The sequence below is a fragment of the Streptomyces sp. NPDC104202 genome, assembly GCF_055584185.1.
Genome location: NZ_JBVJMN010000092.1, coordinates 1 through 23,980 on the forward strand (window position 1 = coordinate 1; position 23,980 = coordinate 23,980).

Here is a 23,980-nt window from a genome sequence, read left to right on the forward strand (position 1 = left end):
CCCCCCCCCCCCCCCCCCCCCCCCCCCCCCCCCCCCCCCCCCCCCCCCCCCCCCCCCCCCCCCCCCCCCCCCCCCCCCCCCCCCCCCCCCCCCTCGCCAACTCCCCCTTGCCTCAATTAAATTGACCCCATCAGACGCAAGGGGGAGAAGTGCCGGACCAGCAGGACATGCCGTACCGCGTGGAATCGAACCGGGAATGGAACACCGCGGCAGCCGACACCGCGCGCGTCACCCTGCATCCGGAGGGCACGTCCCCCGAGGTCATCGTGGTCAGCGGGCCCTGCCCGCGCTGCGCCCACGCGACCGTGCACACCGAGCCGCTCGTCTCGTACGCCGGCGCGCTCGGCGCCTCCGGCGTGCTGTCCCGTCTGCTGCACCGCCGGGCCGTCGAAGCCGGATCACGCGAGGTCGAGGTCATCTGCACCTGCCTCACCACCCACCCCGAGGCCGGTGAACAGGAGGGCTGCGGGGCCTCCTGGGTCCTCCACGTCGAGTGGAGTGGCTGATGCGGATCGACGTCACGCCTGGCGGGCCCAGCACTCCGGCCAGTCGGGCACACGCCGAGGAGTCCCGCGCCCTCCTGGCGAGCGAACTGACCCGGGTCCGCGCCCAGGCCGAGAACTGGCGCAACGGCCTCGCCGCCCTGCTCGGCCTGCTCACCGCCGTCGGCATCGTCAAGGGGCCCGACACGATCCAGGGCCTGTCCGACGGCGCCCGCGGCACGGTCGGCGTGCTCCTCCTCGGCGGCCTCCTGCTCGCCGCGGCCGGCGCCTTCTTCGCCATGCGCGCCGCCTTCGGCATGCCCAAGCGCCGCGTCGCCGACACGTCGCTGGAGGAGCTCCTCACCCGCGAGCGCCTGACCGTACGCCGGGCCGTCCGCGACCTCCGGCGCGCCATCGCCGCGGGCTTCCTCTCCCTGGCCCTGGTCACCGCCGGAATCGGCCTCACCTGGTACGGCCCCCGCCCCGGCGAGCCGGGCGTGCAGATCGTACGGACCGACGGGAGCGCGCTGTGCGGCACGCTCGTCGGGATGGACGCGAAGGCCATGCGGCTGCGCGTGAAGGGCGTGGACCGGCGGGTGCCCTCCAGCCTCATCGCGTCGGCGAAGTCGGTGGCGAGCTGCCCGTAGGGGGTTCCTGGAGGTTGGCCGTCCAGCGGGCGTCGGGAGCGACCCCTTGACGGTGGAGGTCGAGGAGAACGGGGGCGGTCTGCTCCCAGAGGACGTCGACGATCTGCTGGATTCCCGTGGCCAGCTCAAGGATCGGCCCGGCCCTCTCGCCCAGCTCCACCGTGACGTAGTCGCGCACGACGTCGCGCCGCGTGCCGTTCGGCGGATGGGTCGAGGACAGCCGAGGGGAGTCCACACCGGTCACCAGCACGGAGACAGCCCGCTCCAGGACGTCTGCGGCCGAGAAGAAGAGCTCGACACCGGCGTGCGACAGCGCCGGGTCGACCTCCTCGATCATCGCCCCGAAGCACAGGCCCCACCCCAGAAGATCCGCCAGGATCTCCTGATCCCACTTCCATCCGACCTCGGTGGCGTCGACGCCCCCCGTCCCCATCATGCGACGCGGCGTCGTCTCGTCAGCCAGATGCCCGGCCATGACATGGCCGTACTCGTGGCCGAGAACGAAGAGCTCCAGTCCCTCCCGGAAAATGGCGGCTGCGAGAGTCACGGGCTTCGGCGCGTGGTAAGGGGGCGCCATGCCCGGCCTGCCACTGAGAACATAGGCGAGCACCACTTCGCGAAATCGGATCACCGCATCCGGGGAGACGCTCAGGTGACGACGCACCTCATCGATCCCCAAGCGAAAGGTGAGCCCGTCGTCCTCCGTCGTCTCATAGGGCATCGCCAGCGCCACGGCCTTGGCGAACAGGTTCGCGAAGGAGAGCAGTTCGTCCTCGAGGACCACGATGTGCGTCCGGGAATCGGGGGCGAGCAGCGTCACGGCGTTGATCTCGCCGGTGGCCAGCATCCCCAGCACGGGCCGAGCAGTGAAAGGGCTGGGGAAGTTCCTCTCCAGACGGTCCGCCAACGAGTTGATCAGCCAGTATCCCCACGGCGGCTCGTCGGGCCCGCACGGCGGCCAGTGCTCCTGGGCTGACTCACCGCTCGCCACGACCTTCCTCGCCGCGTCCTTCGACAGTCCGAAGATGCTCATCCCGGTCTCGATGAGGCGCCGATTCCAACGCTCGCCCTTCTCGGGGAGTTGCAAGCCGGTCGCCTCGGCCACCTGAGATTGCAGGCCCCACAGATAGGCCCGCGCCTTCGCCCTGTCATCCGTCACCGTCAGACCCCCGTCTTTCTGCTCACCGTCGAGTGTGGCGGCAGCCGGAGAACGGTGTCAGGCGAATCCGACGCTCCGACTCGATTGTCCGGAAGCGCGTTCGGGGTCACGTCCCGAGGTCCAGCTCCACCCGTACGGTCTTCCCGGCCGGTACGCGATCGAGTACGGCCCCGCCGGCCCGCAGCTCGCCCTGGACCCCGCCACCTGGACGGAGTTCCTCTCCCGGCTGGTGTGACGGGATCTGGCGCCCAAGAACCGTGCCTCGTAATCCGGTTGCTCCGGTCTGGTGGGAGCGCTGGACTGTGGCGGGACTTCACGGGCCGTGGCGTCCCTTCATCCAGGGAGGCGGCGGCAGCGATGGAGATTCGTCACACGACCGAGGAGGACCGGGAGGTCTTCGTCGACACGGTGCACGCGGCGTTCGCGATGCACCCGAAGACGCCGGCGGAGGACGGGAGGGCCGTCGGGACGGCGGGGGCGTACTCCTTCGAGCTGACGCTGCCGGGTGGGGCGGTCGTGCCGACGTCCGGGGTGACGGCCGTCGGGGTCCTGCCGTCGCACCGGCGGCGCGGCGCGCTGACGGCGCTGATGCGGAAGCAGTTGAGGTCGTTCCGGGAGCGTGGGGAGTGTCTGTCCGTGCTGCTGGCGGCGGAGGCGGTGATCTACCGGAGGTTCGGGTACGGGCCGGCGACGTACACGGCGCGGTTGACGGTGCAGCGGCACCGGGGCGGGCTGGCCGTACCGCGGGCGCGCGGCGCGGGCGGGGCGGTGGCGGCCGGTTCGGTCGAGGTCGTGCGGCGGTCGAGGTGCGTCGAGGCCCTGGAGGAGGTCTACGACCGGTACCGGCGGGCGCAGCCGGGGGCGGTGTCGCGGCCGCACCGCTGGTGGGTGCTGCGGGCGGGGCAGCCGCCGGTCGCCGAGGCGCCGCGGTACATCGCGCTGCACCGGGACGCCGACGGGGTCGCGGACGGGTACGCGAGCTACGCGGTGGAGGCGGGGGTCATGACCGTCGACGAGATCATCACGGCGGACGACGCGGTGTACACGGCGCTGGTGCGCTTCCTGCTCGGTCACGACCTGGTCGAGCGGGTGGTGCTCAAGCACGTGCCGACCGATCACCCGCTGCGCTGGCAGCTGGAGGACTTCCGGGGCGGCGAGGTGACCGGCGACACCGACGGGCTGTGGGTGCGGCTGCTGGACGTCCCGCGCGCGCTGACGTCGCGGGGCTGGTCCGGGGACGGGGAGCTGGTCCTCGACGTCGACGACCCGTTCCTCGGCGAGCGGGGCCGGTGGCTGCTGACCGTCCGGGACGGGAAGGCCGAGTGCGTCGCGACGGACCGGGAGCCCGATCTGTCGCTGGACGTCAGCGACTTGGGGGCGATCTACCTGGGAGGGACCGAGCCGAGCAGGCTGGTGCGCGCCGGGCACGTCCTGGCACACCGCCCGGAGGCGGCGGCGGTCGCCGACGCGCTGTTCCGGGCCGAGCGTCCTCCGCACTGCCTGCACTGGTTCTGACGCCCGCCCGAGAGGTGGCTTCGGGCGTGTCGGGGAGGAGGCGCGCGGCGGCCGCGCTCACCGCGCCCGCCCCCGGCCGCTCCCCGGGCCGTGTGCCAGGATGCGTGTACCTGCCCGCCATCCGCACCGGGACGGCAGGTGCCGTACGAGACGAGGAGCGACACCATGAGCAGCACACCCGGCGGTTACCTCTCCGGGCTCTTCTCCCTGGAGGGGCGTACGGCGCTCGTCACGGGCGGCAGCTCCGGCATCGGACGGGCCATCGCGGGGGCGCTGGCCCGGGCCGGGGCGCGCGTGGTGATCGTGGCCCGCAAGGAGGCCGAACTCGTCGCGACGGTCGAGGAGCTGACGGCCGACGGCTGCGAGGCGGCCTGGGTGAGCGCCGACCTGTCGACCCGTGACGGGATCAAGACCGGGGCGGAGGAGGCGGCGGCCGTCTTCGGCGAGCCCGACATCCTGGTCAACTCGGCGGGCGTCAACCTCCGTCCGCCCTTCGGCGACCTAGACGACGAGGTCTGGGACACGACGATGACGGTGAACCTGGAGGCGCCGTTCCTCCTCGGGCGGCGGTTCGGCCCCGGCATGGCGGAGCGGGGCTTCGGCCGGATCATCCACATCACCTCCCAGCAGGCGCACCGCGCCTTCGTGCAGAGCGGCGCGTACGGGGTGTCCAAGGGCGCCCTGGAGTCCCTCGCCCGCTCGCAGGCCGAGGCGTGGTCCCCGCACGGCGTCACCGCCAACACCCTGGTCCCCGGCTTCGTGATGACCCCGCTCAACCGGCGCCTCTCCTCCGACCCGGGGAAGGTCGCCGCCCTGGCCGCGCGCACGATGGTCGGCCGCAACGGCCTCGCGGAGGACTTCGCGGGCGCGGCCGTCTTCCTGGCGAGCGCCTCCTCGGCCTACGTGACGGGGCAGTCCCTCTTCGTGGACGGCGGGTTCTCCGTCCACTAGGAGGTGACGTGCCACTAGGAGGTGACGTGCCGGTAGGAGGTGACGTGCCGGTAGGAGGTGACGTGCCGGTCGGGCCGAGGGGGCGCCTCCGGGGCAGCCGTCAGGCCGGGGCGCCACCTCCGGGCAGCCGTCAGGCCGGGGCGCCACCTCCGGGCAGCCGTCAGGCCGGGGGCGCCGCCGCCCAGTCCGCCAGGGCTCCGGCGCAGGCGTCCAGGGCCTTCGCCGTGGCGCCGGCCGTCGCGGACAGCGCGGCCGCCAGGATCAGGGCCGGTCCCTCGGTCTCGCCGCCCACCGTCACGGCGCAGGTCACCGTCGACGCCGGGCCCTCCGTGCCGGGCGGGGCGGACACCGTGAGGGTCAGCTCGCACGACCCCGGCCGCGCCCCGGCCGCCTCGACGCGGGCGGTCATCGCCTCGGCGAGCGGCCCGGCGTTGTCCTCCAGGGCGCCCGGGCGCAGCGGGAACTCCTCGTCGACGGCCACGACGCCGATCCCCCGCAGGGTGGTGGCCCGCAGGTGCAACGCGCGGGCGCCGAAGAGGCCCGTGCTGTGCAGGACGTAGACGGCGACGAGCGCGGCCCGTACCGCCGCGCCGAGATCGTGCGCACCACCGGGCAGCGGGTGGCGCCTGCGGGGCGGGCGGAGCCGTACCGGGGCGATGCCGTGGGCGAGCGCCGTCAGACCGTCGGCGGCCGTCTCGCCGAGCAGCCAGGGCCCGCCGGGCCCCAGCATGAGGAGCCGGCCGTGCTCGTCGATCGCGAGCGGCGCGTCCGTGTCCGTCCGGCCGAAGGGGAAGATCCGTGCGCCCAGGGATCCGGCGAGCCGGTTCAGGGACGGGACGTCGTGGCGGGCCTCGCGGGGGTCGACGACGCTGCCCACGGCGGCGACCTCCCGGCCGCCGCCCGGTGCGGGCAGGACGGTGAGACCGTGGAACTCGCGCAGCGCCCGCTCGGCGGCCGGGAACGGCTCCGCGCCGACGGTCGCCGTGACGAGGACCGCCAGCATGGCGGCGTCCCCGGCGTCGCGACCCGGCCGCCAGCCCGCGTCCGTCAGTACGCCGGTCATGCCTGTTCGTGGAGGATCGTGACGCCCAGCCGGTCGAGGAGCGCCGTGCAGGAGCGGCAGACCTCCGCCTCGGTGCCGTGCTCGGGGTCGCCGTGCGGGCGGATCTTGCGGGAGACGATCGCCGCGCCCGCGAAGTGCGGGGCGGCCTCGTCGAGGGTCGCGGCGCGGCCGTCGCCGCGCTGCCGGTCGAATCCGTACAGCTCGTCGGAGACGAGCGCGGACTCGGCGCAGTAGCCGGCGAAGGACTCGCGCAGGGCCGGCGGGAGCCCGTCGAGGAACGCCCGGACGGCGGGGTGGAGCTGCGGCTCGCCGTCACCCGTGAGGTTGGTGTGGCTCGTGATGGTTCCGTGGAGGAGCAGCGAGGCGGCCGTGCCGGGGACCAGCTCAGACAAAGTAGTCCTCCGCGTCCTGCATGGGGGCGTGGGCGAGGGCCAGCATGGCCTCGTACTTGTCGGCGCCCATGTAGTAGGCACCGGTGTGGTGCAGGTAGAAGAACCGGCCGTGCTCGTCGATGAGGACGGGTGAGCCCTCCGAGCCGTCCAGGCCGATCGGGAAGAGCCGCACGCCGAGGTCCCGGCTCAGTTCGGCGACGTCGGCCGGGGCCGAGCCGTAGCCCAGGTACGGGGTGAAGTAGAGGTGGTCCTCGCGCGCGGCGTCGATGGTCAGGGTGAGTCCGCCGTGCTCGGCGAGGAAAGCGGTCGCCGTGTCGAGAGGCTCCACCGGGTGACCGGCGTCCCGGTACAGCCCGGTGATCTCGTCGACCATCGCCGGCAGGGTGTCGGCCACGTCCCGGCCCGGGAACCATCCGTGGTCCCGAAACCAGACGTCGACGTCCTCAGGGGTGTTCAAGTGCGGCATGTGATGTGCTCCTTATCCCGCGTACGCCGTCACGCCGGCCATGTCCATGGCTATCGCGCAGGACCGGCACGGAGGTTTGTACGCGCCGTGGCCGAGGGGGTGCGGTTTGATCTGCTCGCCGATCTGCACGCTGTAGACCTGCGACCCCTTCATGGCGTCGCGGACGTGGTCGACCGAGGAGATCCCGGTCCCGTCGGGGTCCAGCTGCCGGAGCCGGTCCGAGACGAGGTTCGCCTCGGCGCACTTGCCGTGGCCCGCGCCGGGGAAGCCGCCGTCGGCCTTGATCTGCTGCTCGACCTGATCATAGATCGACTGCATGGCGGGGTGCAGGTCAGGCGTCTTCTGGCCGGCTCCCTTGGTGGCGCTGGAGTGGCTGGTGACGACCCCGTCGTGCAGCAGGCTGCCGGCACAGGAGCCGTCGAGCAGGTTCGTGCCGGGCGGGAAGTGGGTCTTCGCCAGGTCGATCTTGTGCTTGGGGTCGTTCTCGTCCTTGGGGTCGGCCTTGCGGGCCTGGTCAGCGAGGTCGCGGGCTTCCTGGACGAGCGCCGCGCGCTGCTGCTCGGGCGTGAGGTGGCTGACGTCGAGCGGGTCCGTCCGGTGGTGCCTCATGTTGCCCGCCGAGCTGCCGTGCCACGGCGGTGCGGGCGTGATGCGGTTGCCGCCGGGGTCGTTGCCGGAGCCGCCGTTCCCGCCGCCACCACCACCGCCACCACCGCCACCGCCGCCTCCACCGCCACCGCCCTTGTCGCTGTCGTGGTCGCCCTTGTTCTGGCGGGCGAAGCGGTCGCGGAGGTCGTCGTCGGTGTTCTTGTGGTCGGTGGAGATCTGCTTGACGACCTTGGGCAGGGTCTGGCCGACGTGGTCGCCCATGTTCTTCGCGGCCTTGGTGAGGGCCTCCATCGCCTTGTCGGCGATGGGGTCGATCGCGTCGGCGATCGAGTCGCGGCCCCGGGTGCGGCCATGGGCCGTCTTCGCCTTCGTGAGTTTGCCCGCCGTCTTGCCGTGGATGCCCACGCTCACCGAGTTGAGCTGGGTCGACGCGTGGGTGTGCTCCGCGTGCTCGATGTGCAGGTTCTTCAGGCCGGAGCCCTTCGAGCCACCGCCCCCGCCGCCCGCCGACGCCAGGTGCATGGCTTCCTTGCCCGACTGCACCCCGTCCTTGAACCCCTGGGTGCCGGCGTCCTTGGTCTGGCCGAGGTCGACCTCCTCCTGGAGGCCGATCGCCACCGCGCCCAGCTGTACGACGAGGTCGGCGGCCATGCCCTCCAGGGCGGCCACCGCCGGCTCGGTCATCGCCGCCACGATGTAACCGACGGCCTCCTCCACGCACTCCTTGATCAGCCGCTTGATCACCTCCTGCGTGGCACGCATCGCACCCGCGCCGATCAGCGCCGACAGACCGCCGGTCACCGGGATCAGCGACAGCGCGATGCCGGCCTCGGAGGCGAGGTAGCCCAGCTGCACCAGCGCCGCGAGCTTCATGCCCTCGATCGCGCCGGCTGCCGTGTCCAGGCCGCCCGCGACCGTCCGCGCCGCCCCGGAGATGTCCTTGATGTGCTTGGACTTGATCTTCGACCAGTGCTCGTTCAGCGCGTCCATCGACTCGCCCTGGCTCGACGACAGCAGCCGCTCGAAGTGGTTGTTGGCGAGCTGCCCGTCGTCCTCCAGGTCGTCCGCGAACTCCCGCAGCGCGTCCGCCATCTCGCGGTAGGCGTCCTCGTCGACGTTCGGCCAGGCGACCCCGATCAGATCGAGAAGGGTGTCCGCCCAGTCCGGAATCGTGACAGCCATGTCGTGTCCCCCGTGTCGGCTGTTTGCAATCCGCAATATTCCTACCACAGACGCCAACTGATGACCCGTCCAGGTCGGACGCGGAAGTCCTCGGCGTCCTCCATGGGACTCCCGTAGAGGTCTGCCATCGCCCGGGGTGCCGCGAGGGGCCCGCCCCGGACCGGATCCGGGTGGGCCCCTCGCGCCGTTCGTCGTGCCGGGCGGCTACTCCGCCGGCTCCAGCCGCAGCGAGATCGAGTTGATGCAGTAGCGCTGGTCGGTCGGGGTCGGGTAGCCCTCGCCCTCGAAGACGTGGCCCAGGTGGGAGCCGCAGCGGGCGCAGCGGACCTCGGTGCGGACCATGCCGTGGGAGGTGTCGGCGACCAGCTCGACGGCCTCGGTGTCCTTCGGGTCGAAGAAGGACGGCCAGCCGCAGTGCGACTCGAACTTCTCACCCGACGTGAACAGCTCCGCGCCGCAGGCACGGCAGGAGTACACGCCCTGCGTCTTGGTGTCGGTGTACTCGCCCCGGAAGGCGGGCTCCGTGCCGGCCAGCCGGAGCACCTGGTACTCCGACGGGCTCAGCTGCGCCTGCCATTCCTCGTCGGTCTTCTCGACGTCGTACGCCATCGTTCCGCTCCCTCGGCTCAGCTCGACGGGCGGGCGAGCCGGTCCAGGATCCTCGGACCGAGGTCCGTGACGTCGCCCGCGCCCATGGTCAGAACGAGATCGCCGGGGCCGGTCATTCCCGCGACGACCTCCGGCACCGTGTCCTTGTCGTGGACGGGCCGCACGTCGGCACCGGCACGCTCGGCGGCGGCGATGATCAGCTCGCTGGTGATGCCGGGGATCGGGTCCTCGCGGGCCGGGTAGATGTCGAGGACGACGGAGGCGTCGGCGAGGGCCAGCGCGTCGCCCATCTCCTTGCCCAGTTCCTGGGTACGGGAGAACAGGTGCGGCTGGAAGACGACGAGGAGGCGGGAGGCGCCCGCGGCGCCGCGCATGGCCTCCAGGTCGGCGGTCATCTCGGTGGGGTGGTGCGCGTACGAGTCGATGACCTGGACGCCGGCGGCCTCGCCCTTGAGCTGGAGGCGGCGGCCGACGCCGGTGTAGGCGGTGAGGGCCTGGGCCAGCTCGGCCGGATCGATGCCGACGCGGGCGCCGGCGGCGAGGGCCGCGGCGGCGTTGTGGGCGTAGTGGCGGCCGGGGACGGAGACGGTGAAGGTGTGCTCGGCGCCGTCGAGGGCGACGGTCACCTCGCTCTTCATCCCGTTCGGGACGATCTTCAGGATGCGGGCGTCGGAGTCCTCGGACTCGCCGACGGTCACGACGTTCAGGCCGTCGCGGTCCGCGACCCGGCGGGCCAGTTCGCGGGCGCCCGCGTGCTCGCCGACGACCAGGGTGCCGCCGGGCCGGATCTTGGCCGTGAACGCCTCGAAGGACTCGTAGATCTCGTCCATGGAGGCGTAGTTCGCGTGGTGGTCCAGCTCGACGTTGAGGACGATCGCGACCTCGGGGTCGTACTTCTGGAAGCTGCGGTCGCTCTCGTCGGCCTCGGCGACGAAGACCTCGCCGGCGCCGTGCAGGGCGTTCGTGCCGGGGCCCGCGAGGTCGCCTCCGATGGCGTACGACGGGTCGAGGCCGAGCGCGGTGAGCGCGACGGCCAGCATCGAGGTGGTCGTCGTCTTGCCGTGCGTGCCGGCCACGGCGATCGCGCGCAGGCCGTCCATGAGGGAGGCGAGGGCGTCGGAACGGTGGACGACCGGGATGCCGAGCTCCGCGGCGCGGGCCAGCTCCGGGTTGTCGGCGCGGATGGCGCTGGAGACGACGACGGCGGAGGCGTCGTCCGCCAGGTGCTCGGCGGCGTGGCCGATGTGCACGGTGGCGCCCAGGGCGCGCAGCGCCTCGGCGGTCGGGGACTCCTTGGCGTCGCTGCCGGCGACCTTGGCGCCCCGCTGGGCGAGGATCTTCGCGATGCCCGACATTCCGGCACCGCCGATGCCGATGAAGTGCGGCCGTTCCATGGCGGCAGGGATGGCGGGTGCCATGCGGATCTCTCCCCGGGGTGGATGGTTCTGGAGGTCACCAGCCTAGTGGCTCCCGCCGGACGCCCCCGGCGGGACGTGCGGCCGTGTCCGCGAAGGCCGGGTCCGGGCCCCCTGCACGGGGCGCGGACCCGGCCGGGGTCCGTCAGTCGCTGTGCGCGAAGAGCTTCAGGACGGGGACGCCGACCTTGTGGCGGGCCCGGGAGGCCCAGTCCCGGTGGAAGAACTCCTCCACGTAGTGCGGTGCGGTGAGCACGATCACCTCGTCCGCCCCCGCCTCGTCGACCACCGCCTTCATCGTGGTGAGCGGGTGGTCCTCGACGACCTGGCCGACCGCCTCGCAGCCGGCCGCCCTCAGTGCCTGGAGCGAGACCTCCAGCCCCTGCTCGGCGGGCCCCCTGGCCGCCTTGCCCTCCGGTTCGTCGCCCTCGCGGGTCGCTTCCTTGAGTTCGCCCATGGCGACGTCGTCGATGGCGCGCAGCAGTACATCGGCCTGGTCACCACGCGGCTGCAGGAGAACGATGAAGGACACGCCCTCGTCGCCGTGCAGGGTGGTGACGAATTCCACGTCGACGGACGTCAGGGGCTTCTCGATCATCAGAACGCTTGTGAACACCTCAGGAGCCCTTCTGCGGAAACCATCCTTCCCCGTGCCCGCACGGGGTCTGCGACAGTAAGTGTGCCCAGCGGACGCTAAGCGGAACGACAAATTCCGCCGATTGTCAGATCCGACGGTAGCGGGTGAAGAGGAAGCCGTCCTGCTCCAGCACGGAAGCCACGGAGAAGCGTGTCGGGACGGCCACCGAAGGGCCCCCCGCGATCCGCTGGGCGTCCCCCGCGGTCATGGTCGGCGAGACCGTCAGGCACAGCTCGTCGAGCACCCCCGCCGCCACGAACTGGCCCAGCAGCCGGGGCCCGCCCTCGGTCAGCTGCCGCCGCAGCCCGCGCGCCGCGAGCACCGCCACGGCGCGGGCCGGGTCCACCCCGGCCCCCTCGCCCGCGACCAGCACCTCGGCGCCCGCGGCGCGGGCCGCGGCGACCCGGTCGGCCGGGGCCCCGGCCCCGGTCAGGACGAGCGTCGGCACCAGCGGCGAGGTGAAGAGCGGCAGCGAGAAGTCGAGGTCGAGGGAGGCGGTGACCACGGCGATCACGGGTGCCTCGCCCTGCCCGGCGGCGGCCCGGCGGGCGGCGAACGCCTCCCGCGCCCGGGCCGGGCGGTACCCCTCCAGGCGTACGGTCTCCGCACCCACGACGATCACGTCGGCGAGCCCCCGCAGGGTGCCGAAGATCCGCATGTCGGTCTCGGAGGAGAGCGGCTGGGACCGCCCGTCGTGCTGACCGGCCCCGTCGAGCGAGGAGACCATGTTGGCCCGCAGCCACGCGCTGTCACCCTCCGGATACGCGTAGGCGTCGGCGAGCTCGTCGAGCGACCACTCCCGGCCGCCGGCGGCGGCCGGACCGGCGGCGGTCTCGGGGGCTGTCATGTCCGTCACAGGGAGCAGGCGTCGCATCCTCGCAGTCTGACATGACGATTACAGTGGGGAACTGTGTCGACCCGCGCCCTCTCCGAAGCCGCCTCCACCGAGGCGGCCCCGCTCTCGCTCTGCTCCCGAGAGCCCCACGTCCCCGCCGACCGCCTCGTCGCGGAGATGGTGCCGCCGCCGCGCTTCGACTCCGTACGGTTCGACACGTACCTCCCCGACCCGAACCAGCCCAGCCAGTCGGACGCCGTCACGAGGCTGAGCGCCTTCGCCGAGGGACTGGGCGGCGCGCACGCCTCCGGTGCCGGCAAGCGCCGCTGGTTCGCCAGGAAGCCCGCGGCGCCGACCGGCCCGCGCGGGGTCTACCTGGACGGCGGGTACGGCGTCGGCAAGACCCACCTGCTGGCGTCCCTGTGGCACGCGACGCCCGCCGAGCCCTCGCTGAAAGCTTTCGGCACCTTCGTCGAGCTGACCAACCTCGTCGGCGCCCTCGGCTTCCAGCAGACCGTGAAGACCCTCAGCGGGCACCGGCTCCTCTGCATCGACGAGTTCGAGCTCGACGACCCGGGCGACACCGTCCTCGTCTCCAGCCTGCTCGGCAAGCTCGTCGAGGCCGGCGTGGCGCTGGCCGCCACCTCCAACACGCTGCCCGGCAAGCTCGGCGAGGGCCGCTTCGCCGCCGCCGACTTCCTCCGCGAGATCCAGGGCCTCTCGGCCCACTTCATGCCCCTGCGCATCGACGGCGAGGACTACCGCCACCGCGGACTGCCCGAGGCACCCCGGCCCTTCTCCGACCAGGTCGTCACGGAGACCGCGTACGCCACGCCCGGCGCCTCCCTCGACGACTTCCCGCACCTGCTCGAACACCTGGCCAGGGTGCACCCGAGCCGGTACGGCGCGCTCACCGACGACCTCGGCGCGGTCTGCCTCACCGACGTCCGGCCGGTCCCCGACCAGTCCACCGCGCTGCGGCTCGTCGTCCTGGCCGACCGGCTCTACGACCGCGAGATACCCGTGCTGGCCTCCGGACTCCCCTTCGACCGGCTGTTCAGCGACGAGATGCTGAACGGCGGGTACCGCAAGAAGTACTTCCGGGCGATCTCCCGGCTCACCGCGCTCGCCCGCGACGCGAAGGGCCTCCTCCCGCAGTAGCTTGGTGGCCGTACCCCATCGAAAGGGATCCACCATGGCCACCGTGCGTCACGCACACACCGTCTGGCAGGGCGACCTCCTCAAGGGCTCCGGCGTCGTCACCCTCGACTCCTCCGGCCTCGGCTCGTACGACGTCTCCTGGCCCGCCCGTTCGGAGGAGCCGAACGGCAAGACGAGCCCCGAGGAGCTCATCGCGGCCGCGCACTCGTCCTGCTTCTCGATGGCCTTCTCCAACGGCCTGGCCAAGGCCGGCAGCGCGCCGACCCGCCTGGAGACCAAGGCGGACGTGACCTTCCAGCCGGGCGAGGGCATCACCGGCATCCACCTGACCGTGCGCGGCGAGGTCCCCGGCCTCGACGCGGACCAGTTCAAGGCGCTGGCCGAGGACGCGAAGAAGAACTGCCCGGTGAGCCAGGCGCTCACCGGCACGACGATCACCCTCACCGCCGAACTGGCCTGACGCGGGACCGGCCCCGGGCCGGCGGCGCGCCACACGAGGCCGTTGTGGCCCGCATGGTTCACGTGTCACGACGGTGCGTGATACACACATGCGGGTCACACGTCACACCACCTGTCCGCCAACAGGAAGTGGGTTGTTGCCTCGTGTCCGCAACACGGCGTCAGATCCTGTCCCGCACCGGCGCGTCCGTCGCCGGCATCGCCTTCACCGGCGCCCTCTCCGAACTCTTCGCCGGCAGTGCCGCGGCCGACGGGACCCGGGCCGGCTACGGCCCCCTCGTCCCCGACCCGGACGGCCTCCTCGACCTCCCGGCCGGCTTCCGCTACCGGGTCCTCTCCCGGCAGGGCGACCCGCTCCGCTCCGGCGAGGGCCCCGTCCCCAGCAACCACGACGGCATGGGCGCCTTCGCCGGCCGCCGGGGCCGCGTCCACCTGGTCCGCAACCACGAGAACCGCGCCACCGGCAAGATCGCCGTCCCGACCGTCCCCGGGCTGACGTACGACCCCGGCGCCAAAGGCGGCTGTACGGTCCTGGAACTCGACGGCCGGAACGACGTCCTCGGCGAGCGGGTCGCCATCGCCGGCACGGCCGTCAACTGCGCGGGCGGACCCACGCCCTGGAACACCTGGCTGACCTGCGAGGAGACCGAGGACCGGGCCGGGACCAACGGCTACGCCAAGGACCACGGCTTCATCTTCGAGGTCGACGGCGCCGACCCCCGCCGCACCGGGGCCGTCCCCCTCACCGCCATGGGCCGCTTCCAGCACGAGGCCGTCGCCGTCGACCCGACGAACGGCATCGTGTACGAGACCGAGGACGCCTTCGACCGCCCCTTCGGCCTCTTCTACCGCTTCCTGCCGCACAAGCCGCTCGGCGGCACCGGATCGCTCCGCGCCGGCGGCGCGCTGGAGGCCATGCGGGTCCCCGGCGTCCCCGACCTCTCCGTGATCCAGGAGACCGGCGCCCGCTTCGAGGGTGTCGAATGGGTCCCCGTACCGGACCCGCTGGCCACCGGGACGCCCATCAGGCTCCAGGACTTCGGGCCGAAGGGCATCACCCACGCCCAGAAGCTGGAGGGCTGCTACTGGGGCGGGCGGGCCGTCTACTTCGTCTCCTCCTTCGCCCGCCAGGCGGACGGCTCCGCCGCCACCCATTTCGGCCAGGTCTGGAAGTACGAGCCGCACCGGCGGCGGCTGACCCTCGTCGTCGTCTTCGGCCCGGAGACCGACACCAAGCTCCCCGGCGAGTCGCCGGACAACATCTGTCTCGCCCCGAGCGGCGGCCTCATGGTCTGCGAGGACGGCGACGGGGCGCAGCACGTGTTCGGGGTCAGCAGGAAGGGCGAGGTGTACCCGGTCGCCCGCGGCGCCCAGAACATCGGCACGCCCGAGGCGCCGGAGTGGGGCGAGTTCGCGGGCGTCACCTTCTCCCCGGACCGCTCCACGATGTACGTCAACTGCTACACCCCCGGCACGACCTTCGCGGTGACGGGCCCGTGGTGCTGAGCTGAGCCCCGCCGCACCGCCCCCGGCCGCCCGCACGCGCCCCGCACCACTCGCGGGCGGCCGGATTCCGTCGCAGGATCGAGGGAGCGGGAGCCGGACGGCGGAAGGGGCGCGAGGTGGCGAAGCGGGACAGCGGGCGGAAGAAGCGCGGCGGCACGAAGGGGCACGCGGGCCGCGACCGGCACCGGGGGCCGGCTCTGGCCGAGGTGCTCCGGGCCCCCGAGGGCGAGCGGATCACCCTCGCCTCGTACGACGCCTCCGCCACCCCGGCCGGACCGGCGGACAAGGCCGCCGGGATCGCCGCCACCGCCGCCCTCGCCCCGCGCCTCGCCGCCCTCCAGGACCGGCTGTACGCGGCGAGCACGGCCGGCGACCGGCGGCGTCTGCTGCTGGTCCTCCAGGGCATGGACACCAGCGGCAAGGGCGGCACCGTCAAGCACGTCATCGGGCTCTTCAACCCGTCCGGCTGCCGCATCCACGCCTTCAAGGCGCCCACCCCCGAGGAACGCAACCACCCCTTCCTGTGGCGCGTCATGAAGGCGCTCCCCCAGCCCGGCGAGATCGGCATCTTCGACCGCTCCCACTACGAGGACGTCCTCATCGCCCGCGTCCGCGAGCTGGTCCCCCGCCCCGAGCTCGGCCGCCGCTACGGGCAGATCGAGCGCTTCGAGCAGTCGCTCGCCGACGACGGCGTCACGGTGGTCAAGGTCTTCCTGCACCTGTCCTACGAGGAGCAGCGCGCCCGTCTGCTCGAACGCCTGGACAACCCGGAGAAGCACTGGAAGTTCAACGTCGGCGACATCGAGGAGCGCGCGCTCTGGCCCGCCTACCAGGAGGCGTACGAGATCGCCCTCGAACGCTGTTCCTCGCCCGCGGCCCCCTGGTACATCGTCCCGGCCGACCGGAAGTGGTACCGGAACTGGGCCATCAGCACGCTCCTCCTGGAGCACCTGGAGGCGCTGGACCCGCCCTATCCGCCGGGTGACTTCGACGTGGCGGAGTGCCGGGCGCGGCTGCTGCGGACCTGAGCCGGGGCGGCGACGGCACGCGGCCACTCCGGTCATGGCCGGGCTCCGCCGCTGCCGCGTCGCACACTCTGGCGAGTGTGATCGGTTAACTTCCGATCGTGAACATCTTTGTACGGAAATTGGCGGTGCTTGGCCTGATGGGCGCCACCCTTGTCGGCTGCGGCGGGGGTGGCGCCGGCAGTCCCACCCCCTCCGCGGACCCCTCGGCCGCCTCCCGCGCCCCGTCGCCCCGGGCGAGCGTGGCCGCCGCGGGACCCCGGCCCGCGCGCGTGCCCGCCGCCCCGCCGACCATGGCACCGGGCCCCGGCGGGCTCACCCCCGTCTTCAAGCGCCGGGTCACGGGCACGGAGAAGGTCGTCGCGCTCACGTTCGACGCGGACATGACGGCCGATCAGGGGCCGCGGGCGGCGCGCGGCGAGCGGTTCGACAACCCGGAGCTGATCGCGACGCTGCGGCGGCTCGAGGTCGACGCCACCGTCTTCATGACCGGCCGCTGGGCGGAGGAGTACCCGGAACAGGCGCGGTCCATCGGGGGCGACCCCCGGTTCGAGATCGCCAACCACTCCTACAGCCACTACGCCTTCGCGTCGCCCTGCTACGGACTGCCGACGGTCTCCGCCCCCGACATGGCGAGCGACGTCCAGCGGGCGTTCGACGCGTTCCGCGACGCGGGCGCCGTCAACGTCGTCCCGTACTTCCGCTTCCCCGGCGGCTGCTACGACGACACCGCCCTGCGCTCCCTCGCCCCCGCCGGCGTCACGGCCGTCCAGTGGGACGTGGTCAGCGGAGACGCCTTCGCCCACGACGCGGACGCCGTCGCCGACGAGGTGCTCGACGGCGTGCGGCCCGGCTCGCTGGTGGTCCTGCACTGCACGCGCAGCGCGGCCCCCGTCACCGAACGGGCGATCCGCCGGATCGTCCCGGAACTGCGCGCCCGCGGCTACCGCTTCGTGAAGGTCTCCGCACTGATGGCCCGCTGACCGCGGTCAGCCGGAGCAGGCGTTGCGCTGGGCCTCCTGCCACTCGCAGACCGGGCAGAGGGTGATCCCCTTGACCGAGCGCGCGTACTCCGTCGGCTCCTGGCACAGCACACAGGAGGCGAACGGCCCCTCGGCCGCGCGCTCGGGCCGCGGTCCGGTCGCGGGGGCGCCGCAGGATGAGGCGGCTCCCGACGGTTCCGAGGACTCCGACGGACCCGCGGGCAGGGACGGCGTGGACTCGTTCATGTGACCGAGCCTACTCATCCGCCCCGCCCTCATTCCAGGCGTGCCGTCGCCCGGCAGGACAGCCCCGCCGTCGCCGCCGCGAGGAGCAGCGCGCCCGCGCAGGCGAGCCACGGCGGGTCGGCGGTCGTCGCACGGGCCCCGGTGACCAGCGCCGTCATCGCCTGCCGCGCCGGGGAGCCGGTGGTCACCAGGGCGAGCAGGGAGCCGGACACGAGCGCCGTGAGGGACCAGCCCGGGGCCGCGAGGAACGGGCGCGAGGACAGCGCGCCGACCGCCGCCCCCGTCAGGGCGCAGGCGGCCGCGGCGAGGAGCCCGGTGGACGCGGCGCCGAGCGCGGTGACGCCCCGCCGGTCGCCCACCGCCGTGACCAGCAGGACGGCGAGGGCGGCGACCGCCGTCGGCCAGGCGGCGCCGGTGAGCAGCGCGGCCAGGTGCGCGCGGCCCCGGCCCGCGGCCGCGGCGAGCACGTTCCGGGCGGCGGGCGGCTCCTGGGTGAGGCAGATCCGCACCGACCAGGCGGCCACCGGGAGGACGGCGGCGGCGGTGAGGCCGAGCGCGCCGAGCACGGGATCGCCCGCGCGGACACCGACGCCGACGACCGCCACGTACAGCAGGAGCGGCGCGAGCCAGCGCTGCGAGCGGAGCAGCAGGCCCGACTGGTAACGCAGGAGCGCCGTCATGCCCGTACGCCTTCGGTGTCGAGGTGGTGGATGTGCCAGCCCGCCGCGAGGAGCGCCCCGAGCAGGGCGTCGGAGTGCGCCGCGGCCACGGTGAGCACCCGCGCGCCGGCCATGGGCCCGGGGGCGGGCGAGCCGGCCGGGGCGGGCGAGCCGGCCGGGGCGCCCGGCAGCCGGGCCGGCAGGGGCCCCTCGCCGGACGCGGTGATCCGTACGAGCGCCGCGGGCGCCCGGGCCGGGCCGGGGCCCGCGCGGTCCTCCCCGGTCCGCCGCACCCGGCCCGCCTCCACCGCGTACACCGCGTCCGCCTCACCCGCGAGCCGGCGCGGGTCGTGGTCGACGAAGACGACGGCGGCGCCCGCCGCGAGGCGTCCACGGACGGCGGCGTCCAGCTCGGCGCGGGCACCGGCGTCGAGACCGGTCCACGCCTCGTCGAGGACGAGGAGGGCGGGATCGGCCAGGAGCGCCTGGGCGACGGCGACCTTCTGGCTGGTGCCCTTGGAGAGCGCGGCCAGGGGCGTGCCCGCGTGGTCGGCGGCGCCGAACCGCTCCAGCCACTCCCCCGCCCGGGTCCGCGCGGCCGTGCGGCCGAGCCCCTGGACCCGCCCGAGGTGCACGAGGTAGTCGGCGGCCGTGAACGGCAGGGCGGCGGGGAAGCGCTCGGGGACGTACGCGGTGCGGGCCGGACGGCCCGTCACGCGGCCCTCGGTGGGGGCGTCCACGCCGGCCAGGAGCCGGAGCAGGGTCGACTTGCCCGTCCCGTTGGCGCCGACGATCCGGACGAGGGCGGCGGGCAGGACGAGGTCGACGCCGCGCAGGACCCACGGCCCGCGCGGGCCGTGCCGGCGCCCGACCCCTTCCAGCCTCGGGCCCGCCCCGCCCGCGCCCCGTTCCGTCCCCGTCCCGCCCCGCTCCGTCCGCACCTGCCGTCGCCCCGGTCTCAGCCGGAGGTGTTCTTCTGCGGGGTGAGCTCGCTCGGCCGGACGACGACGAAGCCCTGGCCCTCCAGCTTGAGCTGCACGGCCTCGCCGGAGCCGCCGCGGATCATCGAGCCGAGCGACTGCGAGCGGTGCAGCGAGGTGTGCAGCTGCTCGCTCCAGCCGACGACGGCGTCGGTGTCGACGTAGACGGGGGCCTGCGGGGTGACGGGGATGACGATCGGGCTGCCCTCGCACATCAGCGCGATCTTGCCGTAGCCGGAGAAGACCGAGTTGAAGAGGCCGCCGCCGGTCATCCCGGCGCCCTTCACGGTCTTGATGTCGTAGTGGAGGGTCGCGTCGAAGCAGAGGACGTTGCGGCCGTTGACGGTGAACGCCTCGCCCTGCTCGATCTCGACGATGAAGCAGTTCTGCGCCTCGTGCGCGAACCACGCCTCGCCCTGGCCGCGCACGGCCATCAGCGCCAGGCCCTCGCCGGTGACGGCCCGCTTGAGGAGGCCGCCGATGCCCTGGCCCTTGCGCTCGAACTGGAGGTCGCCGCGGAAGGCGATCATGGAGCCCTGTCGGGCGTGCATCTCGCCGTTCACGGTGTACTTGACCGACTTGGCGTTCTGGAGGGTCATCCCCGGGAAGCCCGCGGTCTCGGCGAGGTGCTCGCCGGCGAAAAGATCACTCTTCATGAGGGGCATCCTGGCCCGGAAGCGATGATTCCCACAAGAATCACTCCTCGCGGCGGTGGCAGACTTGCCCGGTGAGCAGCAACGAGACCGATCTCCGCGACGAGAAGCCCCAGTTCGTCCTCCCCCTGGTCGTCCGCATCGAGCGCGACGCGCCCCCGTCCCGTACCGACGCCCTGGAGACCGCCGCGCGGGCCGTCCTGGAGATCCTCACCGACGACCGCTCCCGCGGCGACGGGGAGTGGGCGCGGGCGATGACGGACTGGCAGGACGCCCGGATCCGCAAGGTGGTCCGCAGGGCGCGCGGCGCCGAGTGGCGGCGCGCGGGCGCCCTCCCGGGGATCTCGGTCGACGGCGCGGAGGCGGAGGTACGGGTCTTCCCGCCGGTCCCGCTCGACGGCTGGCCCAAGGAGCTCGCCAAGCTCCAGGTCTCCGGCACCGACCTGGACGACCCCACCCCGCCCGGCCCCGTACCCGACGACGCCGTGGTGCTCTGGCTCAACCCCGGCCTCGCCATGTCGGCCGGCAAGACGATGGCCCAGACCGGACACGGCGCCCAGCTGCTCTGGTGGGCCATGGACGACGCCGACCGCACCGCCTGGCAGGACGCCGGCTTCCCGCTCGCCGTCCGCACCGCCACCCCCGAGCTCTGGGCCGCCCTCGCCGCGAGCGACCTCCCGGTCGTCCGCGACGCCGGCTTCACCGAGATCGCCCCCGGCAAGACGGTCGCCGCCGAGGGCAGCCCCCGCTTCGCCCCCCGCCTGCGGCTGCCGCGGGGGTAGGCGCGGGCCGCCGGGCCCCGAAATCGCCCCGCGGGCGCGCGAACCTCAAATGAAGCTCTGAACGTCCCCCTTCCTGGATTCGAACGTCCCCGCCCGGGCCATCACGTGGAGGACGGGGGACCGAAGGAGGGGGACATGACGGAACTCGGCATCGGCATCGGCTGGCGTCCCGAGATCGCGGAGGCGGTGGAGGCGCTGGAGGGCCTCGACTGGGTGGAGGTCGTCGCGGAGAACATCTGCGCGGACCATCTGCCCGACTCCCTGATCCGGCTGCGCGAGCGCGGCGTGACGGTCGTGCCGCACGGCGTCTCGCTGGGGCTGGGGGGCGCCGACCGGCCCGACCCGGCGCGGCTCGCCGCACTCGGGGAGAAGGCGGTGGCGCTGGGGGCGCCGCTGGTCACGGAGCACATCGCGTTCGTCCGGGGCGGGGGGCCGCTCACCGCGACCCCGCAGCTGGAGGCGGGCCACCTGCTGCCCGTGCCGCGGACCCGGGACGCGCTCGACGTGCTCTGCGAGAACGTGCGCCTCGCGCAGGAGGCGCTCCCGGTGCCGCTCGCGCTGGAGAACATCGCCGCGCTCCTGTCCTGGCCCGGCGAGGAGATGAGCGAGGGCCGGTTCCTGGCGGAGCTGGTGGAGCGTACGGGGGTGCGGCTCCTGATCGACGTCGCCAACCTGCACACCAACCACGTCAACCGCGGCGAGGACCCGGCGAAGGCCCTGTCCGAGCTGCCGGTCGACGCGATCGCGTACGTGCACGTGGCGGGCGGTGTCGAGCGGGACGGCGTCTGGCACGACACCCACGCCCACCCGGTGCCGCCGGCGGTCCTCGACGTGCTCGGCGACCTCGCGTCGCGGGTGGCGCCCCCCGGGGTGCTGCTGGAGCGCGACGACGACTTCCCGGCCGCGCCGGAGCTGGCGGGCGAACTGGAGGCGATCCGGAGGACGGTGAGCCGGGCCCGTACGTCCGCCCCGGCCGCGGGCGCCGTCCGCGTGCCCCGGCCGTCCGCGGCGCAGCCGCTGCTCATCGGCGCCGGGGCCCGCGTCTCGGGCGGCCCCATGCCGAGCGCCCCCGTCCTGACCGCCGACGCGGCCGCGACCGCCGGGCCCGCGCCGGACGACGCCGCCCGCCAGCGGGTGGGGGTCGCCCAGGCGTCCCTGCTGTCGGCACTGGTGGCGGGGACGCCGGTCCCGGAGGGGTTCGACAGCCGGCGGATCGGGGTCCAGAGCCGGGCGCTCGCGGCGAAGCGCGCGGGCGTGGTGGCGAAGGTGGCGCCCGAGCTGCCGGAGATCCTCGGCGGCGGCTTCCGGCCGGCCTTCCTCGCGTACGCCCGGACCCGCCCCATGACCGGCGGCTACCGCCGGGACGCGCTCGACTTCGTGGAGCACCTGCTGCTGGCCGACCGCCCCGAGGACCCCGTGGCGCGGCGCGCGCTCACGGAGTGGTGGCAGGACCGTTCCGGCAGCCGCCCGCCCGGCCGCGCGACCCGGCTCGTCCGGGCCGCCCGCCACGCACTCGTCAGGAGATGACCATGGGCATCGTCGTCCTCGGCCTCTACGCGGCCGGCCTCACCGGCATCGCGCTGCTCGTCGCCCGGGTCGTCCGGTCGCGCCGCGGCCCCGGCGGGCCGGTCCACGACCGGTACGAGGCCGCCTTCCTGACGGGCGGTCCGGCCCGGGTCGTCGACACCGCGCTCGCCTCGCTCCAGGCCGACGGCCGGCTCGCGATCGGCGGCCCCGGCATCGTGGCCGTCGTCCGGCCCACCGCGCACGACCCGGTGGAGCGCGCGGTGCTCCAGGAGCACGCCGGCGCCCCGCACGGGGCCCTGCACCACCTGCGGCTCGCGGTCATGCGGCACCCGGCCGTGCAGGAGATCGGCGACGGGCTCGCCGGACGCGGCCTGGTCGTGGACCCGTCGAGCCGGCGGTCGATCCTCCGGTGGTGCGGCGTGCTCGGCTTCGGCGCGTTCCTGCTCTTCCCCGTCACCGGGGTCCTCACGATCGTGGACTTCGCCACGAGCACCGAGGCGTCGGTCCCGCTGCTGGTGAAGACGCTCCCGCTGCTCCTCGCCTGCGGGGCCACCGCCCTCTCGTGCGCGGCGGTCTCCGCGAAGCAGGTCACCCCGGCCGGGCTGCGGGCCCTGTCGGCCTACGGCCGCGGTCAGGGCCACCTCGCGGACGCCGGGCACCTGGTGGCGCTGCACGGGCTGCGGGCCCTGCCCGACCCGGTGCTGCGGGAGCAGCTCCTCGCCGCCGCGCGGGTCCACGGGACCCCGCGCCGCGGCCGCGGGCGGCGCCCCTCCTCCGGGGCGTACTCCTCCTCGGACGCGGCGGCCCTGGGCCTTGCGGCGACGTGGTGCGCGGGCACCAGCGCCTGCGGCGCCGGATCGGACCCGGGCTCCGGCGGCAGCTCCTGCTCGGCCGGTTCCTGTTCCTCGGGCTCCTGTTCCTCGGGCTCCTGCTCCGGCGGCGGATCGAGCTGCGGCAGCTCCGGCGGCAGCTCCTGCTCCAGCTCCAGCAGCAGCTCCTGTTCGAGCTCCAGCGGGAGCTCGTGCTCCAGCTCCAGCAGCTGACCGGAGCTCCGCACGGCGGGCGCGCCCATTCGAGTGGCGGGCCCGCCCGTCCTGCCGTAGAACTCGGACATGATCTGGGTTCCGCTCTTCCTGGTGGCCTGCGTCGCCGCGGGGCTCGGCTGCGCGCGGGTCTGCCGTGCGTCCCTCCGGGCCGTCCGGCCGCGCCCCGGTGACGGGCGCGCCGACGCGGACGTGGAGCTGACGTTGTGCGAGGCGGCGTACCTGGCCGGGGGGCCGCTGCGGGTCACGGACCTGACGCTGGTGACGATGCACCGGGCACGGCGGCTGCTGCTGGCCCACACCGGCTGGGCCACGGTCGTGGACGCGGGCGGGGCGGGGGGCGACCCGCTGGAGCGGGCCGTGGTCGGCGCCATCGGGCCCGCCGGGCAGCGCCCGGTGCCCGCCGTCCGGCCGCTGGTGGCCGCCGACGCCTCGGTGCGGGCCGTGGAGGAACGGCTCGTCGGGCGGGGGCTGGCCGTGCCGGCGGTGGGCCGGCGGGAGATCGCGGACGGGGTGCGGACCGTGAAGGCGGGGTTCCTGCTCTCCCTGCTCCTGGGGGCGGTGTCCGGGCTGCTCGTGCCGGCCGCCGAGCGCACCCTGGTGCTCGCCGCGTTCTCGCTGCCGCTGACGGGCGCGGGGCTCTGCCTGTTCATCGGATCGTTCGAGCGCTACCCGTACACGCGCTGGGCCTCGCCGGCCGGGCAGCGGCTGCTCTCCGGTCTCTGCGCGACCGATCCGCTCACGGCGCTGGCGACGCGCGGGCCGGCGGTCCTGGAGCCGGAGCTCCGCGCGGCCTTCCGGGGGGACGACACCCGGCGCGGGACGTGAGGGGAGACGGGACGGGGCCTCACGAGGAGGCCCCGGGAGGACGCCGGTGGGGGGGGGGGGGGGGGGGGGGGAGCAGGGGGGGGGAGGGGGGGGGGGGGGGGGGGGGGGGGGGGGGGGGCGCCTGCCTCTTTTTCTTTTCTGTGTCGGGTGGGGGGGGTCGGGTGAG

At 74.0% G+C, this 23,980-nt stretch carries 26 protein-coding genes and 1 pseudogene; 13 read left to right on the top strand and 14 right to left on the bottom strand.

The window, feature by feature from the left end; genetic code table 11:
* Window positions 1–149 precede the first annotated feature (149 nt).
* Complete coding sequence (locus tag ACZ60W_RS35160) at window positions 150–506, top strand: hypothetical protein (protein ID WP_469759476.1); 357 nt, start codon at window positions 150–152, stop codon at window positions 504–506.
* A complete protein-coding gene (locus ACZ60W_RS35165; RefSeq protein ID WP_469759477.1) occupies window positions 506–1,129 on the top strand; it encodes a hypothetical protein in 624 nt (207 codons plus the stop codon). Before ACZ60W_RS35160 ends, ACZ60W_RS35165 begins: the two co-directional genes overlap by 1 nt.
* Here the strand turns inward: ACZ60W_RS35165 and ACZ60W_RS35170 are convergent.
* Window positions 1,092–2,288 (bottom strand): M48 family metalloprotease, encoded by a 1,197-nt coding sequence (locus ACZ60W_RS35170; RefSeq protein ID WP_469759478.1) that lies wholly within the window; start codon window positions 2,286–2,288, stop codon window positions 1,092–1,094. The two genes, ACZ60W_RS35165 and ACZ60W_RS35170, sit on opposite strands and share 38 nt — an antisense overlap.
* 357 nt (window positions 2,289–2,645) lie before the next feature.
* On the opposite strand from ACZ60W_RS35170, the gene ACZ60W_RS35175 reads away from it, so the two are divergent.
* A complete protein-coding gene (locus ACZ60W_RS35175; RefSeq protein WP_469759479.1) occupies window positions 2,646–3,803 on the top strand; it encodes a GNAT family N-acetyltransferase in 1,158 nt (385 codons plus the stop codon).
* A 165-nt stretch (window positions 3,804–3,968) separates the two neighbouring features.
* The gene (locus tag ACZ60W_RS35180) at window positions 3,969–4,754 is read left to right on the top strand and encodes an SDR family NAD(P)-dependent oxidoreductase (RefSeq protein WP_469759480.1); all 786 of its coding nucleotides are present in this window, start codon (window positions 3,969–3,971) and stop codon (window positions 4,752–4,754) included.
* Window positions 4,755–4,914: 160 nt separating this feature from the next.
* Here ACZ60W_RS35180 and ACZ60W_RS35185 read toward each other — a convergent pair whose 3' ends face one another.
* From ACZ60W_RS35185 to ACZ60W_RS35225, 9 genes and pseudogenes are all read right to left on the bottom strand, one after another.
* Window positions 4,915–5,817: an SUKH-3 domain-containing protein gene (locus ACZ60W_RS35185; RefSeq protein WP_469759481.1), complete on the bottom strand. Its 903-nt coding sequence runs from the start codon at window positions 5,815–5,817 to the stop codon at window positions 4,915–4,917.
* On the bottom strand, window positions 5,814–6,209 hold the full coding sequence (locus ACZ60W_RS35190) for a YwqJ-related putative deaminase (RefSeq protein ID WP_469759482.1): 396 nt from the start codon (window positions 6,207–6,209) through the stop codon (window positions 5,814–5,816). The genes ACZ60W_RS35185 and ACZ60W_RS35190 overlap by 4 nt, the downstream gene beginning before the upstream one ends.
* Window positions 6,202–6,675, bottom strand: a complete 474-nt coding sequence (locus ACZ60W_RS35195; RefSeq protein ID WP_469759483.1) for an SUKH-3 domain-containing protein — start codon at window positions 6,673–6,675, stop codon at window positions 6,202–6,204. The genes ACZ60W_RS35190 and ACZ60W_RS35195 overlap by 8 nt, the downstream gene beginning before the upstream one ends.
* Window positions 6,676–6,687: 12 nt before the next feature.
* The gene (locus tag ACZ60W_RS35200; RefSeq protein WP_469759500.1) at window positions 6,688–7,284 is read right to left on the bottom strand and encodes a YwqJ-related putative deaminase; all 597 of its coding nucleotides are present in this window, start codon (window positions 7,282–7,284) and stop codon (window positions 6,688–6,690) included.
* A gap of 114 nt (window positions 7,285–7,398) precedes the next feature.
* Window positions 7,399–8,466: pseudogene (locus ACZ60W_RS35205) on the bottom strand (WXG100-like domain-containing protein); the annotation flags it as partial.
* Window positions 8,467–8,670: 204 nt separating this feature from the next.
* Window positions 8,671–9,075 (bottom strand): peptide-methionine (R)-S-oxide reductase MsrB, encoded by a 405-nt coding sequence (gene msrB, locus ACZ60W_RS35210; protein ID WP_469759484.1) that lies wholly within the window; start codon window positions 9,073–9,075, stop codon window positions 8,671–8,673.
* Window positions 9,076–9,092: 17 nt separating this feature from the next.
* Window positions 9,093–10,493 carry a UDP-N-acetylmuramate--L-alanine ligase gene (gene murC, locus ACZ60W_RS35215; protein ID WP_469759485.1) on the bottom strand — a complete coding sequence of 467 codons (1,401 nt, stop codon included), beginning with the start codon at window positions 10,491–10,493 and terminating at the stop codon, window positions 9,093–9,095.
* A 142-nt stretch (window positions 10,494–10,635) separates the two neighbouring features.
* Entirely contained in the window at window positions 10,636–11,106 is a 471-nt protein-coding gene (locus ACZ60W_RS35220) for an indole-3-glycerol phosphate synthase (protein WP_469759486.1), read from the bottom strand.
* 106 nt (window positions 11,107–11,212) lie between these two features.
* Window positions 11,213–12,001 (bottom strand): pyrimidine reductase family protein, encoded by a 789-nt coding sequence (locus ACZ60W_RS35225; protein WP_469759487.1) that lies wholly within the window; start codon window positions 11,999–12,001, stop codon window positions 11,213–11,215.
* 36 nt (window positions 12,002–12,037) lie between these two features.
* On the opposite strand from ACZ60W_RS35225, the gene zapE reads away from it, so the two are divergent.
* The 5 genes from zapE (at window position 12,038) to ACZ60W_RS35250 (ending at window position 17,096) form a co-directional block, all read left to right on the top strand.
* Window positions 12,038–13,123, top strand: coding sequence for a cell division protein ZapE (gene zapE, locus ACZ60W_RS35230; protein WP_469759488.1), 1,086 nt, complete (start codon window positions 12,038–12,040; stop codon window positions 13,121–13,123).
* 34 nt (window positions 13,124–13,157) lie between these two features.
* The gene (locus ACZ60W_RS35235; protein ID WP_469759489.1) at window positions 13,158–13,583 is read left to right on the top strand and encodes an OsmC family protein; all 426 of its coding nucleotides are present in this window, start codon (window positions 13,158–13,160) and stop codon (window positions 13,581–13,583) included.
* A 143-nt stretch (window positions 13,584–13,726) separates the two neighbouring features.
* On the top strand, window positions 13,727–15,088 hold the full coding sequence (locus ACZ60W_RS35240; protein ID WP_469759490.1) for an alkaline phosphatase PhoX: 1,362 nt from the start codon (window positions 13,727–13,729) through the stop codon (window positions 15,086–15,088).
* Between the two features lie 116 nt (window positions 15,089–15,204).
* The gene (locus tag ACZ60W_RS35245; protein WP_469759491.1) at window positions 15,205–16,116 is read left to right on the top strand and encodes a PPK2 family polyphosphate kinase; all 912 of its coding nucleotides are present in this window, start codon (window positions 15,205–15,207) and stop codon (window positions 16,114–16,116) included.
* A gap of 137 nt (window positions 16,117–16,253) precedes the next feature.
* Window positions 16,254–17,096, top strand: a complete 843-nt coding sequence (locus ACZ60W_RS35250) for a polysaccharide deacetylase family protein (protein ID WP_469759501.1) — start codon at window positions 16,254–16,256, stop codon at window positions 17,094–17,096.
* 6 nt (window positions 17,097–17,102) lie between these two features.
* Here ACZ60W_RS35250 and ACZ60W_RS35255 read toward each other — a convergent pair whose 3' ends face one another.
* Genes ACZ60W_RS35255 through ACZ60W_RS35270 form a run of 4 tightly spaced genes read right to left on the bottom strand, consistent with a single transcriptional unit; the run spans window position 17,103 to window position 19,637 of the window.
* A complete protein-coding gene (locus tag ACZ60W_RS35255; RefSeq protein WP_469759492.1) occupies window positions 17,103–17,342 on the bottom strand; it encodes a hypothetical protein in 240 nt (79 codons plus the stop codon).
* Window positions 17,343–17,371: 29 nt separating this feature from the next.
* Complete coding sequence (locus tag ACZ60W_RS35260; protein ID WP_469759493.1) at window positions 17,372–18,022, bottom strand: ABC transporter; 651 nt, start codon at window positions 18,020–18,022, stop codon at window positions 17,372–17,374.
* Window positions 18,019–18,942: an ATP-binding cassette domain-containing protein gene (locus ACZ60W_RS35265; protein ID WP_469759494.1), complete on the bottom strand. Its 924-nt coding sequence runs from the start codon at window positions 18,940–18,942 to the stop codon at window positions 18,019–18,021. Before ACZ60W_RS35265 ends, ACZ60W_RS35260 begins: the two co-directional genes overlap by 4 nt.
* A gap of 17 nt (window positions 18,943–18,959) precedes the next feature.
* Window positions 18,960–19,637, bottom strand: coding sequence for an AIM24 family protein (locus tag ACZ60W_RS35270; protein ID WP_469759495.1), 678 nt, complete (start codon window positions 19,635–19,637; stop codon window positions 18,960–18,962).
* Window positions 19,638–19,708: 71 nt separating this feature from the next.
* Between ACZ60W_RS35270 and ACZ60W_RS35275 the strand changes: the two genes are divergently transcribed.
* The 4 genes from ACZ60W_RS35275 to ACZ60W_RS35290 all read left to right on the top strand — a co-directional run bounded on the left by ACZ60W_RS35275 (window position 19,709) and on the right by ACZ60W_RS35290 (window position 23,814).
* Entirely contained in the window at window positions 19,709–20,416 is a 708-nt protein-coding gene (locus tag ACZ60W_RS35275) for a peptidyl-tRNA hydrolase (RefSeq protein ID WP_469759496.1), read from the top strand.
* 135 nt (window positions 20,417–20,551) lie between these two features.
* Complete coding sequence (locus ACZ60W_RS35280) at window positions 20,552–21,943, top strand: multinuclear nonheme iron-dependent oxidase (RefSeq protein ID WP_469759497.1); 1,392 nt, start codon at window positions 20,552–20,554, stop codon at window positions 21,941–21,943.
* Window positions 21,944–21,945: 2 nt separating this feature from the next.
* Window positions 21,946–22,986, top strand: a complete 1,041-nt coding sequence (locus tag ACZ60W_RS35285; protein ID WP_469759498.1) for a TIGR04222 domain-containing membrane protein — start codon at window positions 21,946–21,948, stop codon at window positions 22,984–22,986.
* Window positions 22,987–23,055: 69 nt separating this feature from the next.
* Entirely contained in the window at window positions 23,056–23,814 is a 759-nt protein-coding gene (locus ACZ60W_RS35290; protein ID WP_469759499.1) for a TIGR04222 domain-containing membrane protein, read from the top strand.
* Window positions 23,815–23,980: the final 166 nt, after the last annotated feature.

Coding starts and splice junctions, on each gene's coding strand:
- ACZ60W_RS35165 (WP_469759477.1), top strand. CDS start 506: ATGCGGATCGACGTCACGCCTGGCGGGCCCAGCACTCCGGCCAGTCGG.
- ACZ60W_RS35175 (WP_469759479.1), top strand. CDS start 2,646: ATGGAGATTCGTCACACGACCGAGGAGGACCGGGAGGTCTTCGTCGAC.
- ACZ60W_RS35180 (WP_469759480.1), top strand. CDS start 3,969: ATGAGCAGCACACCCGGCGGTTACCTCTCCGGGCTCTTCTCCCTGGAG.
- ACZ60W_RS35185 (WP_469759481.1), bottom strand. CDS start 5,817: ATGACCGGCGTACTGACGGACGCGGGCTGGCGGCCGGGTCGCGACGCC.
- ACZ60W_RS35195 (WP_469759483.1), bottom strand. CDS start 6,675: ATGCCGCACTTGAACACCCCTGAGGACGTCGACGTCTGGTTTCGGGAC.
- ACZ60W_RS35200 (WP_469759500.1), bottom strand. CDS start 7,284: ATGAGGCACCACCGGACGGACCCGCTCGACGTCAGCCACCTCACGCCC.
- msrB (WP_469759484.1), bottom strand. CDS start 9,075: ATGGCGTACGACGTCGAGAAGACCGACGAGGAATGGCAGGCGCAGCTG.
- murC (WP_469759485.1), bottom strand. CDS start 10,493: ATGGCACCCGCCATCCCTGCCGCCATGGAACGGCCGCACTTCATCGGC.
- ACZ60W_RS35225 (WP_469759487.1), bottom strand. CDS start 12,001: ATGCGACGCCTGCTCCCTGTGACGGACATGACAGCCCCCGAGACCGCC.
- ACZ60W_RS35235 (WP_469759489.1), top strand. CDS start 13,158: ATGGCCACCGTGCGTCACGCACACACCGTCTGGCAGGGCGACCTCCTC.
- ACZ60W_RS35250 (WP_469759501.1), top strand. CDS start 16,254: ATGGGCGCCACCCTTGTCGGCTGCGGCGGGGGTGGCGCCGGCAGTCCC.
- ACZ60W_RS35255 (WP_469759492.1), bottom strand. CDS start 17,342: ATGAACGAGTCCACGCCGTCCCTGCCCGCGGGTCCGTCGGAGTCCTCG.
- ACZ60W_RS35260 (WP_469759493.1), bottom strand. CDS start 18,022: ATGACGGCGCTCCTGCGTTACCAGTCGGGCCTGCTGCTCCGCTCGCAG.
- ACZ60W_RS35270 (WP_469759495.1), bottom strand. CDS start 19,637: ATGAAGAGTGATCTTTTCGCCGGCGAGCACCTCGCCGAGACCGCGGGC.
- ACZ60W_RS35280 (WP_469759497.1), top strand. CDS start 20,552: ATGACGGAACTCGGCATCGGCATCGGCTGGCGTCCCGAGATCGCGGAG.
- ACZ60W_RS35285 (WP_469759498.1), top strand. CDS start 21,946: ATGGGCATCGTCGTCCTCGGCCTCTACGCGGCCGGCCTCACCGGCATC.
- ACZ60W_RS35290 (WP_469759499.1), top strand. CDS start 23,056: ATGATCTGGGTTCCGCTCTTCCTGGTGGCCTGCGTCGCCGCGGGGCTC.